We start from the raw sequence: 19,719 nt of genomic DNA on the forward strand, positions 1-19,719 counted from the left end.
TTCAGTCGTCGCAGTCGATAATCGCCGCATCGGTCGCGGAATTCTTGGTGGTGAAGCGGACCACCCGGTCGCCGCTTCCGTAGGCGGAAGCGGGTGCGGCGAATCCGAAGGTGAGCACCAGCTTGCCGGGATCGATCGAGCCATCCGAGTTCATGCTGTCGACGTGAGTCGGTTCGACCACCGCGTGGACCATGACGGCGCCTGTCCGATCCCCGACCAGCGCCTCGGTATTGGGGTCCTTCGAATCACCGAGGGCACCCGCGATCCGCAGGGCGATGCTGCGGTGACGGCTCGTACTGATCGACCCGAAGAGAGGGTCGCGACGGCGCACGCGGTCCCATCGCGTGAACATCCGGCCGCCGACAAGCACCTGCTGGTTGCCCTTTTCCCGCTGTGGGGCAAGGACCACCCACTCGTCGACCGCGCGCCCGACTCCCCGGGTAATCGAACGCAGGTACTCGAGGTGCGGACCGAATTCACCGGCCGCACGCCATTTTGTCTGCTCTGCCAGCTCCAAGAACTCCTCTGGTGAGAGTCGCCCGGTCAATGCGGTCAAGTAGTGGACCTTCGGTCCCACAGCGTCCTTAGCATGCCGACCGTTCTGCGCCGGAAAGTGATAGGCGAACCGCGTGGTCTCGTTGGACAACCTGTCGAACACCGGCGTCCACAACGCGGTGTTGTGCTTCAACTGAGCACTCGCCGTCGGATACGCGGCGGGTTCCAGCCACTTACCCGGCGAACGCACTTCGACGAGTTTGGAGTTGTACATCTTGTTCGGGCTCGTCGGCTTCAAGTGTGGAAAGTGTTGGGAGACAAGCGGCGGAACCTGGGCAGGCGTCACCTGCGGCTCGCCGTCCACGAGTACCGAGTACTGCTGCAATTCACGGCGGAACGCGTCTTCGTCCTGGCAGACCGCTTCGAACGCGCGAAGCAGGTCGAACCCTTTGGCCCCGACGCCCTGCTGTTCGCGTCCGATATAGAGCCGCACCAGATCGCGATATCCGGGACGGAATCCGAACCATCGGCCCATCTGCATCAGCGCCGACATATTCGTGGCGCGACGCAGGAAGTACGAGACCGTCAGGCCCTCGACGGTGAAGCCACGGGAGAGCTTCTGGCCGCCGATCAGGATCTTCCAGATCTGGCGCTTGTCGAAGTCGGCTTCACCGGTCTCGATGTCCTTGTCGCTGTTGACGACGATGATCGGCTTCTGATCACCGCCGATGCGAAATACCGCAGCACCGACGTACGGCTGCAGCTCCGCGAAACTCGACGGGACCGCATGACCTGCCGCTCGGACCGCCGACACCTGGGACAGATCGTCGTCGAACAAGATGCGCAGGCGCTCGTGCCCGCTCGGCCCCGAATAGTCGGAGTCCCACCACAACTTCGTGATGCGGCCCAACAGTTCTCGGTGATCGATGGTCCACCCGGACTCGTGGATCAACATCGTGTGGTGTTGGAAGTAGCCGTCGCCGAGCCCGCCCCGATCCTCGCGGTACAGCTTCATCGCCGCGGCGAGAACGAACATGTCGATAGCTTCACGCAGGGTGGCGGTGTCACCTTCATCGACGTCGTCGACCTGCACACTGCGAACATGAGCCTTCTCGTTCGAGTTGGCGAATGTCCGCTCTTCGGTCGGGATATCGTCGTCGAGATCGTGGAAGTCGCGTGCGCCCATGTATTCCAAGGGTCGCTCGAGCGAGACGATGAAATCCTTCGGGAAGATGTCGGCGGCGTCACTCGGGTCGATGAAGACATTGGCGTAGGGCGTCGCGGTGTAGCCGACATACTGTGCCCGCGGCAGCATCGTCAGCAGTTCGGAGATCTTCTTGTTGATCGCGGTGCGTTCGGCATCCGGCTTCTGTCGAGCGGTGTTCACCGATGCTTCGTCGGACTCGTCGTCGATGATCAGCACGGGGATTTCGGCAAGCGGTGTTTTGATCTTGTTGAGGTCCTGGACCAGCTTGCTCAGGACGGTCTTGTTCTTCTTCACCACCATCAGCCGCGCCGACGAGCGATGCAGGTTGACCGGGTCGTAGAGCGGCAAGGCGGGCTGCTGCTTTTCGAACTCGAGGGCGACGATCCCCTGGCGAAGGCTCTTGTAGTCGTCATCTCTCGTGGTCATCCGCACAATGTCGAACGCACCCAATGCTGCCGGCTGCCCGCCGAATTCGACGAACTTGCCCTTGATCCAAGCGGGGTCATCGGCATAGTCGGATTCGAATTCGCTGGCGCCACGAAGGATGTTCTCCCTGCCGACCAGTTCCATGTCGAGTCGGCGTTGGGTCTGCGCGCGAAGCAGATTCAGCGTTCCGCCGAGCACGATGACCAGCCGATATCCGGCGTCGACCGCTTTCGCGATGACACCGGTGAAGTTCGCCGTCTTTCCCGACTGGACGTAGCCGACGACCAAACCCTTCGACTGGAAGGCTTCCGGGCGCGAAGGGTCCGACAACCGCTCGACCACACTGTCGGTCGCCATATCCAACCCGGCGACCGCATCATCGGACCACCCCTTGGACGCGAGCAGGTTGCGGTATGCGGGCCAGTACCATTCCCGCCCATACTTCGTCGTGGTCCGATACCACGGCTCGAACTTCTCGCTGATCACCACCGGCGGAGGGGTCTTCATCACCGGAGCACAGGCCTCCAGGAGTTTGCGCGTTCCCGGCTCCAAGTCCAGCAGGTCGTAGACCTCGGTGCGACGCTCGTCGGTCCGCGGTGCACAGGACGACCAGGCCGGCTGCTCGGCAAAATCCCACTGTGTCAGTTGCTTTCGCCACATGTCGACCAACTGATCGGTGGGGCCAGCAGAGAGCAGGGCGGCACGGAAATCTTCTTCGTCGGCGGCCGGTTGCGCGTCCGGAAGATCGTATGCCTGATATCCCATGGCTCGGGCGAGGCTCTTCGGCTTGCTCCCCGCAAGATCGGCGAGCACAGCGCGATGCAGGTCGAGCCGAGCCGCATCCAATGACGACATCGCGTCCTCCGTCATCGCCTACCCCCCTGCCTGGTCGCGCTCGATGCGCGCGGCGGAGATGAGCACCGACTGCCACAGCGCGAGGTTGTCCTTGATCCGTGATCCGTTGTGTTCCTTGCCGAATACCTCATGCAGCAGAAAGAACATCAGTGCCTTGACGATCGGCGCGTCGTTGAGGCTGCCGTTGCGACCACCCAGGACGGCAGAACGAAAGCGCTTGTTGAGAGCGATCGTTCGGGTTTCCCGGTCGATGTCGAAGAAGACGTCGTCGGGAAGCTGGCGCCACTCGATTCCGATGGGATCCTCCCCCGGGATCTGCGGCAATTCGTCGTTGATCGTCTCCTTGACCGCGGGCGCGAATCCGCGCCCCGGCGGGATCACGGCCTTTCTACTCGCGCCGGATCGCTGGCGTGCTTCTCGGTAGACGGTCTGCGCGTCGTTGATGTACTCGGCGAAGGATCGACCGGCGTCATCGGTGGCGCCCTCGAGGGCCGAAACGAACTCCGGCGATACCTCGACACCCTCCTTCTTGACCGTCAGCCGGAACACGTCGCCGAACGACTTCGGCAGGTCGACGTCGACCCGTGCCAACGACAGGTGCTGTTCGGGTTGCCGATAGTTGTTCCAACCACCAGCCTGGACGATCCGCCCGTTGCGATAGAAGTAGAAGCCCTGGCGGTCGAGCACACTGCCCACCGCCTTGTATTCGCTGACCGACGAACGCGGCGTCCATACATGGGCGGTGAGCTGTACTTTTCCGATCGAATCGATATCGGCGACAAAGGTTCGGGGATAGTCGGGATGGCCGGTGACCGGGTACCCGAACGGATTCAGTCCGACGACACCGAGATTGGTATAGATGGTGCCGGACCGCACGTCTTCGACCGCGATGGTGATGTTGAAGTCGTCACGTGCGAGGAACCGATGCAACTGCAGACCGAGGTGCGCTCCGAGTCGGTTGATCATGCGGTCGAGGTAGCGGCCGGTCTGGGCGCTACCGACGTTGCGGGGGAAGTCCTTCACACCGTCCCACCGCACCACCGTGCCGTGCCATTCGATCGGGCACTTGTGGTAGCGATCGATCAGGGCTTGCGCGTAAGCGGGTTCTACTATGTCGCACTGGAATCCGTCGCGTGCGCGTTCCATCACCCACTGGAGGCCCGCCGGCCGCGTCTTCTTGGTGCGGCTGACCACCGTGACGGCTGATGCCTGGCTCAACGACGCCGACTTCAGTCCGGTCCCGAACATGCCCAATGCGTTCTCAGCGTAATCCCGCCGGCCACCGACGGTCATCGCGACCTCGAGCTCGTCCTCGGTCATGCCGAAGCCGTCGTCGATGATGAGCAAGCTCAACAGGTCGTCGCCATCCCGCAAGAAGTGGATGACGACGTCCTTGGCTCCAGCATCGATCGAGTTGTCCACCAGGTCGGCGACGGCCGCTTCGAACCCGTATCCCTGACTGGTCAACGCCTCCATGTACCGAGCGTCCGGCGGTAGATACTTCCGCCCCGTCGTCGGCACATCGAACTGCCAGTCAGCCGTCATCGCCACCCCAAGTCACCAGCACCAATAGTTGAAGAACTGTCCCGGGATTGATCACTGTCGGAGAGTGGACTGTTACATGCGACACGCGAGACGTTTCACCTCGGCGCCGACGGTGTTCGCGACTACTCCGAGGACGGCGTCGACACCATCCATTCGGCCTTGGCGAGGAGCTCGTCGAAGGTGACGACTTCGGGTGAGGTCAGCTCGCGTCGGTACAGCTCGAACGAGCGGATCTTGTGCTGGTGGTGACCGCCACTCTCAGCGAGAAACTCCCCAACTGACCGACTACGACATACGACCTGGGACGCAGCATGTATGTCCACTCCCCCGGAATATCGCCACCGTCACCGTCCTTCGACAGCAACCGCTCCTGGATCTGCCTAGTGGCCAGGTGAACAGTGGCTTGGACCTGTGCCACGGCACCAGTCAGCTCCGCCGACGGTTTCCACACGCCCGGCCGGTACGCCGTTGGCGTGAGCAGGCCTGTCCTGTGGGTCTTGAACTCGACGAATGCCATGGATCTGATCCGACCCGAGGTTCGCAGCAACGCGTCCGCTCGCTTGCCGACATCCGCGATCGAATGGCCGGCCACCACCTGCTCCAGTTGGTTCTCGTCCCACGAGGTCAAGAGCTGGGTAGCGAGCGAGGTGCCGAGGATCCACGGGTTCTGCTCGAAGAATCGTTGCCACACCTGTTCCGGGCCACGGCCCGACGATGCATCAATCTCCTGCTGGAATGCGACCTCGTCTGTCATCAGTTCGCGGAAACGGTCCACTTGAGCACGCCGTCGAGCCAAGCCGACGACATCAGCTGCTGCGACGTCCGTTGCGATCAGCTCACGAAACAGCTGTGGGTTGGCTTCGTATGCCGCCTTCAAGTCCGTTTCCAGGCCAGGATCCATCGGTTGCGTCAGATCGAACGCCTCGCACAGGATCTCCACCAAGTCACCTGCCACCGTGCGATCGAACTGCATCGACTGGCTACTCTTCGGCGGCGAGACTCGACGCCTGGAGCCATGGGTGGTCAGGTGGACCAATCGACTGCCATCTTCGTCCTCGATGACCTGGTAGCCGCACTGGACGCTCGTCTCGGGCTTGTGCGGTGCGACATGCTGTGTGTTCTCGACCATGCCATCAATACGAGCCATCGTGGTGAAACCCCCGCACCGAAATCTATTCGGCAACAACTATTTTCGTACACAACAGTGAAGTCACCATTCTCAACGGCGAGTCTTTCGAATGTCAATGCTCCGAGATGAGGCCCATCGGAACCTCATCCATTCCAGTAGTTTCTAGAGGTAGTCCTCCTCCAGACGCTCCAGCGCCCATGTCCAGTACGCCGACTTCGCCCACGCATGAGCGCCGATCGCGGCGATCAGGTCATGAGCTGTCTGGTCCGAATCGTCACTCTCCAACTGTTCGGCAAGGCTCGCCATCAGCGCGACCGCTCCGGCGGCTTCCTGGATGGTCGTGAAAGCGACGCCCTGGTCGCCTTCGCCGTGGTCCCAGCCACTCGGCGCGTAGACCTGAACCACGCCCGTTTCGCCGTCGAGCATCAGGGTCATTTCGCCGTCGAAGGTGGCGAGGCCGTAGGCGTATTTCGCGGGCGGAGAGGTGTCGTCGGGGTAGCGGCGGCCGAACAGTTCGTCGGGGTCGGCTTCCCACATGCCCTTGGTCGGGAGGGCGGCTGAGTCGAACCAATCGCCGTCGACCGACACTGCCGGAAAGCCGACTTCGGTGAGGAAGGTGCGGGACTCGGGGTGTTCCAGGCGGTGGGGTAGGTCGGTAGGGCGCCAGAGGGTGGAGGCGCCGACTTGGGCGACCAGCCATTCGGGGGTGGGGTTGGCGGCTTGGGTGATGTCAATGGGCATAGGTCATTGAACATCAACGGTGGAACGTCGGTTCACATGTACCTGTGTCGTTGTTTTCGTTGCTGTGCACAGATATTCGCGAAGTTGTGGTCAGGGGCGGGGCGAGGCGGCATTCTCGGAGGCTGAGAGCTACGCGTTGTTCAGGAGCCACATGACTGTCCGAAGTGACCGTGAAGGTGGGGTGCCTGAGACGCTGCCTGCGTTACAGAGTTTGCCCGCCGATGAAGCCAGGGATTTGTTCGAGTTGATGCGGGCGGCGGTGACGTTCGAGGCTGCGGCGCTGGACAAGTCGATCGACTCGATGGTCGGGGCGTTGCCTCGGCCGTTGCGCGCGGTGACGAAGAAGATCATGTTCGGCGGCAGATGACTGATTTGACGACGCGGGCGCAGTTGGTTCTGCTGGCTCGCACGCTGCATGTTCATCCTCAGCGGGTGCAGCATCTGCGGTATCTGGGGGCCGATCGGCTGCATGAGTTGCAGCAGCAGATTTCCGGGGTGTTGTTCGATCAGCACACCGAGACGTTTCGGCGGATCAGTGCGTTGGTGCCGTTCATTCCGCTGTCGATCTCGATTCCGTTGGTGCAGAGGCTGGTTCCGCCGATGACCACCGGGCGGGCGGCGGGGTCTGTCGGGGTGGAGCATCCGATCAAGGCTGCTGAGACGTTGATGATGCTCGATCCGAGGTATGCGGCGGACTGCGCGCCGTATCTGGATCCGCGGGCCATCGAGCAGTTGGCGGAGATGGCGCCGCCTGGGCCGATCGTCGAGATCGTGAACGAGCTGCTTCGCCGGTGTGACTATGTGACTGCCGGTCCCTTTTTGTCCTGTGCCACACCGGAGTTGATCGCGGCCGTGGAGGCGGGTGTCCCCGACGATGCGGGACTGATCCACTCGGCCGCCTACTCCTATGACGGCGACATCCTCAGCGCCGTGATCCGGCAGCTGCTCGATGGTCCGCATCGGCGGATTCCGCGGATGGTGCATGCGGTGCTGACGGGTCGGCCTGCGCTGCAACATGCTGCGCTGTCGGTGTTTTCGCGGTGCGCGCCGGATGTGATCTGCCGGGTGGGCGATGTGCGGTTCGGCAATGCGCGGCCTGTCCAGGTGGCCAATCTGGTCAGGAATGCGATCGCGGCGGGGGCTGTGCCTGAACTTCTCACGCTGGCTGGGCAGCTCACGCCTGTCGCGCTGTGGACGCTGGTCGGCAATCCGGTATTCGACGATCCGGGGGTGGGCGCCGGGTTGGTCGCGCCGCTGGACAGCCGCAGCGACGCTGGCAGTTGGCGTGGGCTGTTCACGTTGATATCGCGCATGGACGAGCCTGTGCGGAGCGTGGTCGGTTATGCGTTAGCCGCGTTGTCGGATTCCGCGGTGGCCGAGTTGCCCGCCCGCGCCACCGAAACCCATTGCTGGCCTGCGTTGCTCGATCTGGTTGCCGTCGCGGGGCCCGACGCACAGGCTCGGTTCGGCGCGGTGTGGTCGGGGCTCGGGCCCGAGCGGCGGGCTCACCTGCACCGGTGCATTACCGAGCATCACTACGACACCCGGCTGGCCGAGATCACGGCGTTGGTTGACCCGGTCGCGGTCGACCAGCTGTTCTTTCGGCGTCGGCGGATGCAGCGGTATCGGCACGGGTAGCCCGGAGAACCGTTCTGCGGCAGCAGCGTGGTCCCAAGGATTCGCCATTGAGCAGGTGGGTAACTGAGTACAGGCGGCGGGACCACTCGCGGTGTTCACGATGCGCGGTTGGCGATGTATGGCAGCCGGGTGGATCTGGTCGAGTGGGCCGACCGGGACTACGCGAGGAGGACCAGATGTACAGGGTTGCCGATCAGCGGCCGGCTAGCGGGGGGACGGCGGTTGTGGCTGCGATTCTTGCGCTGCTCGGGGGGATTGTGGGGGTGGTCGGGGTTGTTTTCGGGGTGGTGGCGACCGTGAACAGTGAGCGTGGGGTGTCCGCGTGGGGGTTGGTTCCCGGGTGGATGTCGGCGGTGTCGGTGGTGACGTTGGTGGTCGACTTGCTGGCGGGGGTGCTGTTGGTGGCGGGGGCGATTCTGGTGTTTCGGCGGCGGGGTGCGGGGCCGACGTTGGTGGTGCTGGGGTGTGTGGGGGTGCTGGTCGCGTATGTGGTGACGGCGATCTCGACTGTTGTCCAGTTGCTGCAGTACGGCATTCCGGTCGGGCGGCATCTGGATGCGGTGTTCGGGCCATCGGCCTTTTACTGGCTCGAGTCTTTGGGGATCGACGTGCCGTGGGGGTTGTCGGTGCTGGTGCTGGTGTTTCCGGTGGTGACGTTCGTGCTCGGAGTGCTGCCGTCGACGCGGCGGTGGTGCACGGGGGCGGCCGGGCAGGTCGGTGGGCGACCGGTCGGCGCCTGGGCGCCCGGTGCGCACATGCCGGGCATGCAGCCGTACGGCATGCGGCCGCCGGTCGGGCACCATCCCGGAGTGCAGCCGGTCCCTGCCGCGCAGCATCTGGGTGCCGCACCCGTGCCTGGCGGACACTATCCCGGTCTCGCGCCCACTCCTGGTGCACACCCCGGTGTGGTGCCCGTGCCTGGCGCGCAACATTCCGCTGCCACACCCGCGCTTACGCCTGGCGGACAAAATCCCGGTGCCGCGCCCATCCCCGGCGCCTCACATCCGGGATTCCCGCAGCCGAGTCATGGTGCGCCACAAGGGCAACAGCTCCCGAGCGGTCAGCCGCCGCAATATCGACCTCACGACGGATATCGCCCCTGACAAACCCCGGACGTGCGCCGGGTCGGCTACGTGGCCGTCGCGGCGCTGAAGCGCGTTCCCCACTCCGCCAGCCGTGCAACAAGTTCCGGTGGGCCGAGGACCTGGAAGTCGGCTTCCACCTTGCCCAGCAACAGGATCGGCCAGTCGAGGTTGTCGACGGTCATCTCGATGTGGGAGCGGTCGTCGGGGAGGGCGGTGATGTGGCACCAGCGGCCGACGCGGGTGTGGACATCGAGGGCGGGAGCTTCGATTTCGGCGGTGACGGTGTACCCCGTTCGGCGGGAGCCTATTCCGTCGCGGACGAAGGTGGCGGCGTCGGGGGACGGGAGTTCGCGGGGGCGGAAGCGGATTCCGGTGGTGTGGGAGTCGGTGAGGCGGTCTACGCGGAAAGTGCGCCAGTCGTGGCGGGTCAGGTCATAGGCGACGAGGTACCAGCGGCGGCCTTGGGAGACCAGGCGGTGGGGTTCTACCTCGCGGGGGCTGGTGCGGCCGTCGGCGGCGGTGTAGGTGAAGGTGAGGCGTTCCTCGCCGCGGCAGGTCATGGCCAGGTCGGTGAGGACGGCGGGGTCGACGTCGGCGAGGGGGACGGCGTTCCAGCCGGTGGAGACTGTCATCGCGCGCAGGGCGTCGACGCGGCGGCGCAGGCGGGTGGGCAGGACGGTGACGAGTTTGGCCAGGGCGCGGATGGACGGTTCGGCCAGGCCGTCGCCCGCGCCCTGGGAACCCGCTTGCAGGCAGACGGTGATGGCGACGGCTTCGTCGTCGTCGAGGACCAGGGGCGGGAGGGCCGCGCCCGCGGCGAGCTGGTAGCCGCCGTCGACGCCGGGGCGGGCCTCCACGGGATAGCCGAGCTCACGCAGCCGGTCGATGTCGCGGCGCAGGGTGCGCGCCGAAACACCGAGACGCTCGGACAGTTCGGTGCCCGGCCAGTAGCGATGCGTCTGCAGCAGCGACAGCAGACGGAGGGTGCGTGCGCTCGTGTCGGCCATGTTGTCGATTATGTCCGCAATTGCGGACAGAAACTGGCCGCAATGGGTTCTACCTTGGATTTCACACCGACAACGAAGGGATTCCGCTCATGACCACGCCTACTCTCCTCGACGCCGAGCGCACCGATCTGCTGGAGATGCTCACCAAGCACCGGTACTTCCTGCGCTACACGACCCGCGATCTGACCGACGAGCAGGCCGGGATGCGGACCACCGCCAGCGAGCTGTGCCTGGGCGGGCTGATCAAGCATGTGTCGGCGACGGAAGCGAACTGGGCGAAGTTCATCGTCGACGGGCCCGAAGAAGGCCCCGACTTCGAGTCGATGAGCGAGGAGGAGATCGCCGCGTGGGGCGACATCTTCCGGATGCTGCCGGGTGAGACCCTGGCCGGCGTGCTCGCCGAATACGAGCAGGTCGCGGCGCGGACCGACGAGCTGGTGCGCACGCTGCCCGACCTGAATGTGTCTCAGCCGTTGCCGAAGGCGCCCTGGTTCGAGCCCGGCGGGCGCTGGAGCGCCCGCCGGGTCTTCCTGCACATCATGACCGAGACCGCGCAGCACTCCGGCCACGCCGACATCATTCGGGAATCGCTGGATGGAGCGAAGTCGATGGGCTGAGCTCGGCGTGGATGGCCTGGGCCGCCGCACGATGGTGCGCGGCGGTGTCCGGGTCGGTCGGTTCGAGTACGTCGGCGATGCCCTGGTGCGCCAGCGCTTCCTCGAGGCGGTAGCCGAGTTTCGGTGCCAGCTCCAGGGTTTGGCGGTGCAGGCGCAGCGCCTCGTCGGGAAGTCCGGCCAGACGGCAGGTTTCGGCGTAGCCGTGGAGGAAGTGGATCTTCCAGTGTTCCTCGAACAGGGAGTCGAGCAGGGCGAATGCCTCGCGGTGGCTGGCGAGGGCTTCGTCGTAGCGGCCCATCCGGCGCAGTGCGACACCCTGACAGTTCAGGCACCAGGCTTCGTTGTGTTTGTGGCCGTCCGCGCGCGCGAGGGTCAGCGCGGTGCTCAGGTGTTCGAGCGCTTCGTCCGGTTCGTCGGCGGCGATGGCGACGCCGAGGGTGATCTGGGCCTGGAGCGACGGCGGCCACGACGGGTCGTCGACGGGGATGTCGAGGGCTTCGCGGGCCAGCCGCGCGGCTTGCTCACGGTGGCCCAGTTGCAGCATGGCCCAGGCTTCGCTGGCGATGGCGTCGGCGGCGCTCATCGGGCAACCGCTGGTCGCGTAGAGGTCGCGGGCCTGGCGGAACAGTTCGAGTGGTTCCTCGGTATCGCCTTCGTCCCAGCGCAAGTGGGCGCAGCGCATGGTCAGTTCGGCGCGGGGCAGTGGGTCGCCCGCCGCCGCGATGAGCGGTGCCGCGGCGGCGTAGGCGGCGGCCGCCTCGGCCATGCGGCCCGCGTTGTAGCGGGCGAAGCCCAGGTCGCTGTGCGCTTCGGCGAGCTGGCGTGGGTCACCCAGATGTTCGGCGGCGGTCAAGGACTGTTCGAACAGTGCGTTGAGATGCGTTGTGCCGCAACGGCGGGCGAAGAAGGCGCGCAGGAAGCGCGGCAGCTCGCAGACATGGACGTTCGCGCCGACCTCGACGGCCGCGTAGAACACCGCCATCAGGTTGGTGTACTCGGTGACGAACCAGAAGAACGCGGGGTCGCGGCCGGGGAAGTGCGGTAGCTCCGCGGGAGGCGAGCCCGCCGACACGGGGCGGGTCGGCGACAGGAACGGCATCGCGGCGTCGGCGGCGGCCGCGGTGTGCACGTAGTAGTCGAGGATCCGGTGCAGGGCGCGGTGGCGGTCGGCGTCGGTGTCGTGTTCGAAGGTGGCGTTGCGGGCGTGCTGGCGGACCAGGTCGTGGAGGCGATAGCGGCCCTCGGCTGGCTGCTGGACCAGGTGGGCGTCGAGCAGGTCCTCGAGCATCGTGCGCGCGCTGCGCAGCGGCACGTCGGCCACCGCCGCGGCGACATAGTCGGTGAAGGTGGATCCGGGGATCAGGCCGAGGAGCCGGAACAGGCGGCGCTGATCGCGGTTGAGCTGGCGCACCGACATGCCGAAGGCGGTGTCGAACTCGGTGGCCCCCTCGGCCATTCGCTCCACCAGGATGCCGACCGACCAGCCCGGACGGTGCCGTAACCGGGCCGCGGCCAGGCGCAGGGCCAGCGGCAGATTGCCGCACAGCCGCAGCACCTCGGCGGCCTGTTCGGGTTCCCGCGCGAGCCTGCCGTCGGGTCCGCGCGCATCGCCGCTGGCCCTGACCAGCAGCTCCGCGCTCTCCTCCGGGGTGAGCACGTCGAGGGTCACCGGCGGCACCTCGTCGAGCTCGAGCAGCCGATTGCGGCTGGTGATGATGGCGACCGACTCGCCAGCGCCCGGCAGCAGATGACTGACCTGCGCGGCGTCGGCGACATTGTCGAGGACGACCACCGCGCGCAGCCGGGCCAGCTCCGAACGCCAGCACGCCGCCCGCAGTTCGACTCCGCCGTCCTGCGGGACCTTCTCCGAGGGCACCTGCAACGCGGCCAGCAGGGCGCGGATCGCGGCATCGGGGTCGAGCGGCTGGCGACCGTCGGTGAAACCGTGCAGGTCGAGATAGAGCTGGGCGTCGGGGTATTCGGCGGTCAGCTGATGCGCGGCGTGCACGGCCAGGGACGTCTTGCCGACACCGGCCATGCCGTCGATCGCGACCACCCGGTCGGACCGGACGGCGGCGAGGACGTCGGCCAATGCCTGTTCGCGGCCGGTGAAGTCGGGGACATCGCGGGGCAGGTCGTTGCGCGGCGGCGGCGGGGCGTCGGCGGGCAGGCTCGGCGGGGCGACCTGACGGCTCGTCTTCGGCGGCGCGGGCAGCGGGTTGTTGGCGCGCTCCCACAGCGGGCGCAGCGGGCGCGGGTCGCGTTTGACCAGGCGGCACAGCTCCAGCACGGCCGGCCACGGCGGCACCGTCTGTCCGCTGAGGTAGCGCGACAGCGACGACGAGCTCAGGTTCGTATCGCGGGCCAGTGCGCGTACGCCGCGACCGGAGAGTTCCTGGATCAGGCGCAGACGCGCGGCCAGTTCGTCTTGTGGGTAGGCCCTTGCCGTCTGCTGTTGCACAACCACCGTTTCCCGCTGTCGTTGTCCCGGCCCGGATCAGGAAGTTTCCCGATGACAATCGAGAGGTCAGGGCCGTTTTCCACTGTCCCACAGTGTCCCACAGCCATCGTGTTCCGGCGCACGACGGGCTGTTATTGAGTCACACCGCAAGCAGCGGAGAACAACGGGAAACAAGGAGAACATCATGCAGTCTCGGATGCAGAACCCCGCCATGGTCCTCACCGACGCGATGGGCCCGATCCAGCAGGTCCTCAAGGCCGTGCAGACCGGCGGCGTCGACGGCGAGATCCTGGAGCTGGTGCACCTGCGGGTCAGCCAGATCAACAACTGCAGCTCCTGCGTGGACGCAGGCACCAAGACGGCCCGCAAAGCCGGGGTCAGCGAGGAGCGGCTGGCCACGGTCGTCGCCTGGCGCGAGACCCCGTACTTCACCGACGAGGAGCGCGCCGCCCTCGAGCTGGCCGAGGCGGCGACCCGCCTGGCCGACCGTTCCAACGCCGTCACCGACGAGATCTGGGACGCGGCCGCCAGCTACTTCGACGAGAAGCAGCTCGCCTCGATCGTGCTGATGATCGGCGTCACCAACATGTTCAACCGGCTCAACGCCACCACCCGCCAGATCGCGGGCGCCTGGGGCTGAGTCCCCGCACCCACCCGACCAGCTCGAAAGGAACCATCGCGATGACCACCAACCAGACCGGCAAGAAGAGCTCGCACGGGGGATTCTCCCGATGGATGCAGCACAGGATGAACGCCAGGATGAACCGCAAGATCCGCAGCGGCAACGGCACCTTCATGGGGATGGACGTGCTGATCCTCAACACCGTCGGCCGCCGCAGCGGCGAGCCACGGCAGACCCCGATCTCGTGGTTCGCCGACGGCGACGGGTCCTGGCTGCTCGTGGCGTCGGGTGGGAAGAACGGACACCCCGACTGGCACCTCAACCTCATGGGACATCCCGAGCAGGCGAGCATCGAACTGCCCGGTGAGGCCGCTGTGCCGGTCGCTCCGCGGGTGCTCACCGGTGCGGAGCGAGCCAGGGCCTGGGAGTCGATCACCGCCGCGCAGCCGCGGTACGGGAAGTACCAGGCCAAGAGCGACCACGAGTACGCGGTGGTGCGGCTCAGCCCGCGATGATCCGCGCACGGCGCACCGGGTGGTTCGCCACCCGGTGCCGGGCCCCTGTCAGCGACACCGGATCTGTCGGCGCACGGCGGTCTGCCGCGGTGACGCCGTCAGGCAGGTAGCAGGCGACCGATCACCACGGCGAGCTGGGCGACATTGCGGCACTCGTGCATGGTGACGACTTCGGCATAGGTCGAGGCCGCCGAATCGCCGGTGTTCCACGATCGCGACGGCTCGGGATTGAGCCAGTAGACGGCTTTGGCGCGTTCGGTCATCGCTTCCAGCGCAGCGAGATTCGGGTCCGTGCGGTTGGTGCGGGCGTCACCGAGGATCAGCACGCAGGTGCGCGGGCCAAGGGCGTCGAGGTAGTGGTCGACGAAACCTTGGAGCGCCTCGCCGTAGTTGCTGGAACCGAAGCGCGCCACGCCCGCCTCGCGGACGATGTTCTGCGCGAAACCGGGCGTCGGCGGTTCGCCCGGGTTGAAGTAGTCGGTGATCTCGGCGCAGGTGTCGACGAAACCGAAGCTGCGAACCTTGCTGAACTGGTCTTGCAGGGCCTGCACCAGTTGCAGGGTGAACTCGGCGAAACCGGTCACCGAGCCCGAGACATCGGCCAGCACGACCAGATCCGGCCGACCGTGGCGGCGGGCACGCAGCACGGGATCGATCGGGACGCCGCCGGTGGCCATCGAGCGACGCAGGGTGCGGCGCAGGTCGATCTGCCCGCGCACGGCCTTCTTGCGACGGACCGCCAGCCGGGTGGCGAGTTTACGGGCCAGTGGGTGCACCAGGCGGCGCATCTCGGCGAGGTCCTGTTCGCGCGCGCCGAGGAAATCCGCACTGTCGGCGCCGGATTCGACGCCACGACGGGCGATGTAGTCGGTGCCGCGCAGTTGTGCCGAGCGCAGGCGAGCCTCGGCCTGCACGGCGGAGCGGAACTGCTCGACCCGGCGGCGCGCCTCGATCGTGTGGACGGCGGAGTCGAATTGGCCTGTCCCGCCCATGGTTTGCGCGACCTGCTCGGAGATCTCGTCCGGGCGCAGCGATTTCATCGTCAGATAGGACGACCAGCCCGCGCCCGATGCCGAGGTGACCCGGCCCGCGCTCTCCCCCGCGCCGCCGTACGCGCCGAAGGTGTTCAGTGCTTCCCTGGCGAGTTCGGCGGTGTCGGCGCCCTGGATCAGGGCGGCGATGACCCGCTCGCGCAGCGGGTCGGTGTCCGCGCCCGACGCGGCGATCGGACGGGCGGCGTCGAGGAAGTACAGGTCGAAGAGCTGGTCGAAAACCTTGCGCTGACCGTTGCGGCGCAGCAGACAGGCGGCCAGGCCCGAACGCAGCACCCGGGAGTCCGCGGTGCCGAGGGCGACGATCGTGGCCGCCGCGTCGACGGTCTCGCTGGGGCCCGCGTGGATGCCGTGCTCGCGCAGCAGCCCGACGAAGCCGACCAGGCGATCCGACATCGGTGCTTCGACACCACCATGCGCGGGCGCGGAGCTCACCATGCGCCCATCACCGTGCGCGGGCCGGTCATCGGGCCACGCTGCCGTCGGGCTGGTCGTCGAGACCGAGCCGCTCGATCGCCACGCGATGATCGGACTGGTACTTCAGCAACACGCCGAGGGTCGCGCGGACCACTCCCCCGCTCAGCGTGCGTGTTCCCAATGCCACCAGAGTCTTTGCCCAGTCCACGGTTTCGGCGATCGAGGGCGCCTTGCGCAACGACAGCTGACGCAGTGCGCTGACCGTCGTCACCACCGGTTCGGCCAGCGCGGCATCGAGCTCCGGCACCTTCAGCCGGACGATCGCCTTCTCCAGTTCCGCGGTCGGATAGTCGATGTGCAGGAACAGGCAGCGGCGTTTCAGCGCCTCGGACAGGTCGCGGTTGGCGTTGGAGGTGAGGATCACGAAGGGCTTGCGGACGGCGGTGACCGTGCCGAGTTCGGGGATGCTCACCTGGAAGTCGCCGAGCACCTCGAGCAGCAGGCCCTCCAGCTCCACATCGGCCTTGTCCAGTTCGTCGATCAGCAGCACCGTCGGATCGGGGTTGCGGATGGCGGCCAGCAGCGGACGGGCGAGCAGGAACTCCTCGGTGAAGACGTGGTCGCGGGTGCCTTCCCAGGTCTCCCCCGACGTGGCGGTGATACGGAGCAGCTGTTTGGCGTGATTCCACTCGTAGAGCGCGCGGGCCTCATCGATGCCTTCGTAGCATTGCAGGCGGATGAGCTCGGCCGACACCGCCGCGGCGACGGCCTTGGCCAGCTCGGTCTTGCCGACGCCTGCCGGGCCCTCGATCAGCAGGGGTTTGCCGAGGTGGTCGGCCAGGAAGACCGCGGTCGCGATATCGAGGGACGGCAGGTAGCCGGCCGCGGTCAGCCGGTCGGTCACCTGGTCTACCGAGGCAAAGAACTTACTCATCGGTAACCAGTGTAGGCGGGCGTGTTCACCGCCTGATCGCGGCGTCGACGCCGTCGAGGATCAGGTCGAGGCCGAAGCGGAAATCGGCGTCCGCCGACTCCTGATCCGGGGGGACATCAGCGAAGGCCTGATCGGCGAAGAGCTGCTCGATCTCGGGGAAGCGGCCGGGATCGAGCTGCGCCGAGACCTCCTGCTGATAGACCTGCAACGCCGTCGCCTCGTCGACCTGCTCGACCAGACGACGCTCGGCCAGGTTCCGGCCGGTGACGAACGCCTGGCGGACGTAGCCACCGACGACGGTGATCACGCCGATCTTGGCGCCCCAGTCCAGACCGGTACCACGCAGTGCAGCCAGTCCGGCGTCCATCCAGGCGAGGGCGTTGACACCACGGGGCGGGCCCGTGATGGGGATCTGAGCAAGCCAGGGATGACGGGTGAACACCGCCGATTGCGCGTCGGCCCAGGTGTGCAGGGCTCGACGCCAGTCGGGGTCGGTGTCCGGTGGCAGCCCGAAGGCGGTGTCGGCCATGCGGTCGGTCAGGCCGTCCCTGGAACCGATGTGCCGGTACAGCGACATCGGCGTGACGCCCAGTGCGGCGGCGACTTTCGACAGGGTCGCACCGGCGAGGCCGTCGCGGTCGGCGAGGGTGATCGCGGTGGCGACGATGCGCTCGGCATCGAGTTCGGGCGGGCGGCCGAGGCGAGGGCGGCCGTGATCCCGCTCGCCGCGTTCGGCCCACGTGCCGCGCCGGAACACCGCGGGGAAGTCGGGATCCCAGAGCGGTGCGAACTCGGGCGCCGCGGGCCGCGAACGATTCGGTCGCACCGTCTCCTCTTTCGATCGGGGGTTCCGCCAACTTAACATACAGCCTATAGTTTAAGTCATATACTAATGCCGGGCCGGGGGCGATACCTCGGGGACGAGGGCGAATCACCATGAACACCAGCACTGTTCAGCGCATCACGGGCGCCGCCGCCATCGCGGGTGCGACCTGCACGTTGATCGAACTTCCGCTGTACTTCGTCTACGCGGGGCCGCCGCCGGATGCCAATGTGCTCGCCCGATCGCTGTTCGGACTCGTCGGCATCACACTGTTCGTGGTGTTCATGAGCGGCGTCGCCTATGTGGTGAAGCGGCGCGATCCGGAACGGGAGTGGTTCGGCTCGGTGGCCGCGACCGCGGGTACCGCCTGGCTCACCGTCGTCGCCGTGTCCATGGGGTTGGAAGTAGGCGCCGTGATCGCCGCGCCGGAGCCGATCGACCCGACGATCACCGTCACCGGCACCTACATCCTCTACGGGACCGTGTCGCGATTGCTCGAAGGATTGTTCCTGGTGGCCTTCGCCGTCGGGGCCGCGCGGCTGCTCCCCCGCTGGTGCATCGTGACCAGCTGGCTACTCGCCGGGGTGAACGTCGCGTTCGCGCCCTCACTGTTCTTCGGCAATATCCCCGCGAACTTCTACGCGGCCAACGGCTGGGGCACCACGGCGACCGTCGGCGGGCTGACGATGCTGTGGTTGTTCGCGATCGGCACCGCGCTGGTGCGGACCGCCGAGCGGCGCGAGACGGTCCCCGATCCGGACCGCCTGGCGCCGCAGCGGTGAACTCAGTAGGCGTGCGTGGCCGCGGTGATCCGGCCCGAGTCGATCGCGGCGAGCAGGGAGAGCCGGTCGGTGAGAGTCTGGTCGCCGTAGGACAGGCCGAATTCAGCCATCGCACGATCGAATCCGTCGTTCTTGCCGAGGTAGGCCGCGATGGCGACACGGTCGCCGGAGCGGGCGTGCGCGCGGGCCAGAACGGAACCGCACAACTGCGCGTACGTCGCCAGCTCGCCGTGGGTCATGCTGTCGATCGCCGCGGAACCCTTCATGTCGCGCAACTGACGCAGGTAGAAGAACCGGCCGGCGGGGCCGGTCGCCCAGGCGAGGAAGATGTCGCTGGCCGACTGCATGAGACGCTGTCCGACCACCACCCGGTGCCCCTGGTGGTGATATTTGCTCGGCTTCAGATGCGGCGCGAGCACCGACGCCTCAGCCTCCTTCAACTGCAGGAACAGCGGGCTGCCCGATTCCTTGTCCATCATCAGCGTGATGAAACACCGCGTACCGACACTACCGACACCGACCACCTTCATCGCCTGATCCACGCGCCGATACCGGTCGAGCAGCACGCGGCGCTCGTCCGGCAGGCTGCGGCGGAAGTCGGCGAAGACGTCCTTGACGACCTTCTCGTCGGGCAGTTCGATCGGCACCAGCAGCGGCGGCTGGTTCTTGATTCGCGGAATACCGTCGGCGTCCGGCTCGGTGAGCTTGGCCAGCGCCTGCAAGCTGGTCTTGCTGCGGGCACTGGTGATGGCTCTGGCGACCTTCTTACGCTGCTTGGGTTTCCGGACCAGATCGGCGACCTGTTCGGCATCGACCCGCTCGTACCAGACGGTCATGCTGTCGGTCTCGGCGAGCATGCCCATCGTCTCGCGATAGCCGCGGGCGGCGGCCTCGACGGCCGTGGCGGCCCGCTCGTCGTCGCAGCCGTTGTCGCGGGCGGCGACGGCAACGCTGGCGGCGAGGCGTTTGACGTCCCATTCGAACGGACCGGGCAGGGTCTCGTCGAAGTCGTTGACGTCGAAGACGAGATTGCGCTCCGGCGAGGCGAAGAGACCGAAGTTCGACAGGTGGGCGTCACCGCAGAGCTGCACGATCAAGCCGGTGTTCTCGCTCTGGGCCAGATCGGCGGCCATGATCGCGGGCGCACCACGCAGAAACGCGAAGGGCGACTGGCTCATCCGGGCATATCTGATCGGCACCAGCTCCGCGACCCTGGTCTCGGCCTGACGCTCCAGAATGGCCACCGGATCCTCCCGGTTCGGACCCGCGCCCCACTCCCCGAGCTGCGATCGCGAGATCCTCTTTCGCGCCGCCTTACCCTCGTCGACCGCTTCGTCCGCGAAGTCCTCCACCGTCTCATTCATCATC

The 19,719-nt window shown here is 66.5% G+C and carries 17 protein-coding genes; 7 read left to right on the forward strand and 10 right to left on the reverse strand.

Annotated elements, in window-relative coordinates; translation table 11 throughout:
- Position 1 precedes the first annotated feature (1 nt).
- The 4 genes from ACWF9G_RS20455 to ACWF9G_RS20470 form a co-directional block, all read right to left on the reverse strand.
- On the reverse strand, positions 2-2,983 hold the full coding sequence (locus ACWF9G_RS20455) for a Z1 domain-containing protein (protein WP_452517049.1): 2,982 nt from the start codon (positions 2,981-2,983) through the stop codon (positions 2-4).
- Positions 2,984-3,001: 18 nt separating this feature from the next.
- The gene (locus ACWF9G_RS20460) at positions 3,002-4,459 is read right to left on the reverse strand and encodes an ATP-binding protein (RefSeq protein ID WP_452517051.1); all 1,458 of its coding nucleotides are present in this window, start codon (positions 4,457-4,459) and stop codon (positions 3,002-3,004) included.
- A gap of 268 nt (positions 4,460-4,727) precedes the next feature.
- Positions 4,728-5,657, reverse strand: a complete 930-nt coding sequence (locus ACWF9G_RS20465; protein ID WP_452517053.1) for a Shedu immune nuclease family protein — start codon at positions 5,655-5,657, stop codon at positions 4,728-4,730.
- Between the two features lie 162 nt (positions 5,658-5,819).
- Complete coding sequence (locus ACWF9G_RS20470) at positions 5,820-6,398, reverse strand: hypothetical protein (RefSeq protein ID WP_452517054.1); 579 nt, start codon at positions 6,396-6,398, stop codon at positions 5,820-5,822.
- A 181-nt stretch (positions 6,399-6,579) separates the two neighbouring features.
- Between ACWF9G_RS20470 and ACWF9G_RS20475 the strand changes: the two genes are divergently transcribed.
- The 3 genes from ACWF9G_RS20475 (at position 6,580) to ACWF9G_RS20485 (ending at position 9,139) form a co-directional block, all read left to right on the forward strand.
- Positions 6,580-6,765: a hypothetical protein gene (locus ACWF9G_RS20475; RefSeq protein WP_379310439.1), complete on the forward strand. Its 186-nt coding sequence runs from the start codon at positions 6,580-6,582 to the stop codon at positions 6,763-6,765.
- On the forward strand, positions 6,762-8,036 hold the full coding sequence (locus tag ACWF9G_RS20480; RefSeq protein WP_452517057.1) for a hypothetical protein: 1,275 nt from the start codon (positions 6,762-6,764) through the stop codon (positions 8,034-8,036). Before ACWF9G_RS20475 ends, ACWF9G_RS20480 begins: the two co-directional genes overlap by 4 nt.
- Positions 8,037-8,212: 176 nt before the next feature.
- The gene (locus ACWF9G_RS20485) at positions 8,213-9,139 is read left to right on the forward strand and encodes a hypothetical protein (RefSeq protein ID WP_452517058.1); all 927 of its coding nucleotides are present in this window, start codon (positions 8,213-8,215) and stop codon (positions 9,137-9,139) included.
- Between the two features lie 26 nt (positions 9,140-9,165).
- Here ACWF9G_RS20485 and ACWF9G_RS20490 read toward each other — a convergent pair whose 3' ends face one another.
- A complete protein-coding gene (locus tag ACWF9G_RS20490) occupies positions 9,166-10,128 on the reverse strand; it encodes a helix-turn-helix transcriptional regulator (RefSeq protein WP_452517059.1) in 963 nt (320 codons plus the stop codon).
- Positions 10,129-10,217: 89 nt separating this feature from the next.
- On the opposite strand from ACWF9G_RS20490, the gene ACWF9G_RS20495 reads away from it, so the two are divergent.
- The gene (locus tag ACWF9G_RS20495; RefSeq protein ID WP_452517061.1) at positions 10,218-10,745 is read left to right on the forward strand and encodes a DinB family protein; all 528 of its coding nucleotides are present in this window, start codon (positions 10,218-10,220) and stop codon (positions 10,743-10,745) included.
- Here the strand turns inward: ACWF9G_RS20495 and ACWF9G_RS20500 are convergent.
- A complete protein-coding gene (locus ACWF9G_RS20500; protein ID WP_452517063.1) occupies positions 10,705-13,212 on the reverse strand; it encodes a tetratricopeptide repeat protein in 2,508 nt (835 codons plus the stop codon). The two genes, ACWF9G_RS20495 and ACWF9G_RS20500, sit on opposite strands and share 41 nt — an antisense overlap.
- 178 nt (positions 13,213-13,390) lie before the next feature.
- Between ACWF9G_RS20500 and ACWF9G_RS20505 the strand changes: the two genes are divergently transcribed.
- Together ACWF9G_RS20505 and ACWF9G_RS20510 are read left to right on the forward strand one after the other, a co-directional pair.
- The gene (locus ACWF9G_RS20505; RefSeq protein WP_378849479.1) at positions 13,391-13,846 is read left to right on the forward strand and encodes a carboxymuconolactone decarboxylase family protein; all 456 of its coding nucleotides are present in this window, start codon (positions 13,391-13,393) and stop codon (positions 13,844-13,846) included.
- Between the two features lie 41 nt (positions 13,847-13,887).
- On the forward strand, positions 13,888-14,343 hold the full coding sequence (locus tag ACWF9G_RS20510; RefSeq protein ID WP_452517065.1) for a nitroreductase family deazaflavin-dependent oxidoreductase: 456 nt from the start codon (positions 13,888-13,890) through the stop codon (positions 14,341-14,343).
- A 98-nt stretch (positions 14,344-14,441) separates the two neighbouring features.
- Here the strand turns inward: ACWF9G_RS20510 and ACWF9G_RS20515 are convergent, their stop codons facing one another.
- The 3 genes from ACWF9G_RS20515 to ACWF9G_RS20525 are packed head-to-tail and all read right to left on the reverse strand — an operon-like array spanning position 14,442 to position 17,572.
- Positions 14,442-15,833: a vWA domain-containing protein gene (locus ACWF9G_RS20515; protein WP_452517067.1), complete on the reverse strand. Its 1,392-nt coding sequence runs from the start codon at positions 15,831-15,833 to the stop codon at positions 14,442-14,444.
- Positions 15,834-15,858: 25 nt separating this feature from the next.
- Positions 15,859-16,746 carry an AAA family ATPase gene (locus ACWF9G_RS20520; RefSeq protein ID WP_452496477.1) on the reverse strand — a complete coding sequence of 296 codons (888 nt, stop codon included), beginning with the start codon at positions 16,744-16,746 and terminating at the stop codon, positions 15,859-15,861.
- A 25-nt stretch (positions 16,747-16,771) separates the two neighbouring features.
- The gene (locus tag ACWF9G_RS20525) at positions 16,772-17,572 is read right to left on the reverse strand and encodes a TetR/AcrR family transcriptional regulator (RefSeq protein WP_452517069.1); all 801 of its coding nucleotides are present in this window, start codon (positions 17,570-17,572) and stop codon (positions 16,772-16,774) included.
- Positions 17,573-17,682: 110 nt separating this feature from the next.
- On the opposite strand from ACWF9G_RS20525, the gene ACWF9G_RS20530 reads away from it, so the two are divergent.
- Entirely contained in the window at positions 17,683-18,351 is a 669-nt protein-coding gene (locus ACWF9G_RS20530; protein ID WP_452517071.1) for a hypothetical protein, read from the forward strand.
- Between the two features lie 2 nt (positions 18,352-18,353).
- Here the strand turns inward: ACWF9G_RS20530 and ACWF9G_RS20535 are convergent, their stop codons facing one another.
- Positions 18,354-19,718, reverse strand: a complete 1,365-nt coding sequence (locus ACWF9G_RS20535; protein ID WP_452517073.1) for a DUF2252 domain-containing protein — start codon at positions 19,716-19,718, stop codon at positions 18,354-18,356.
- Position 19,719: the final 1 nt, after the last annotated feature.

The sequence above is a fragment of the Nocardia sp. NPDC055029 genome (genome assembly GCF_053608525.1).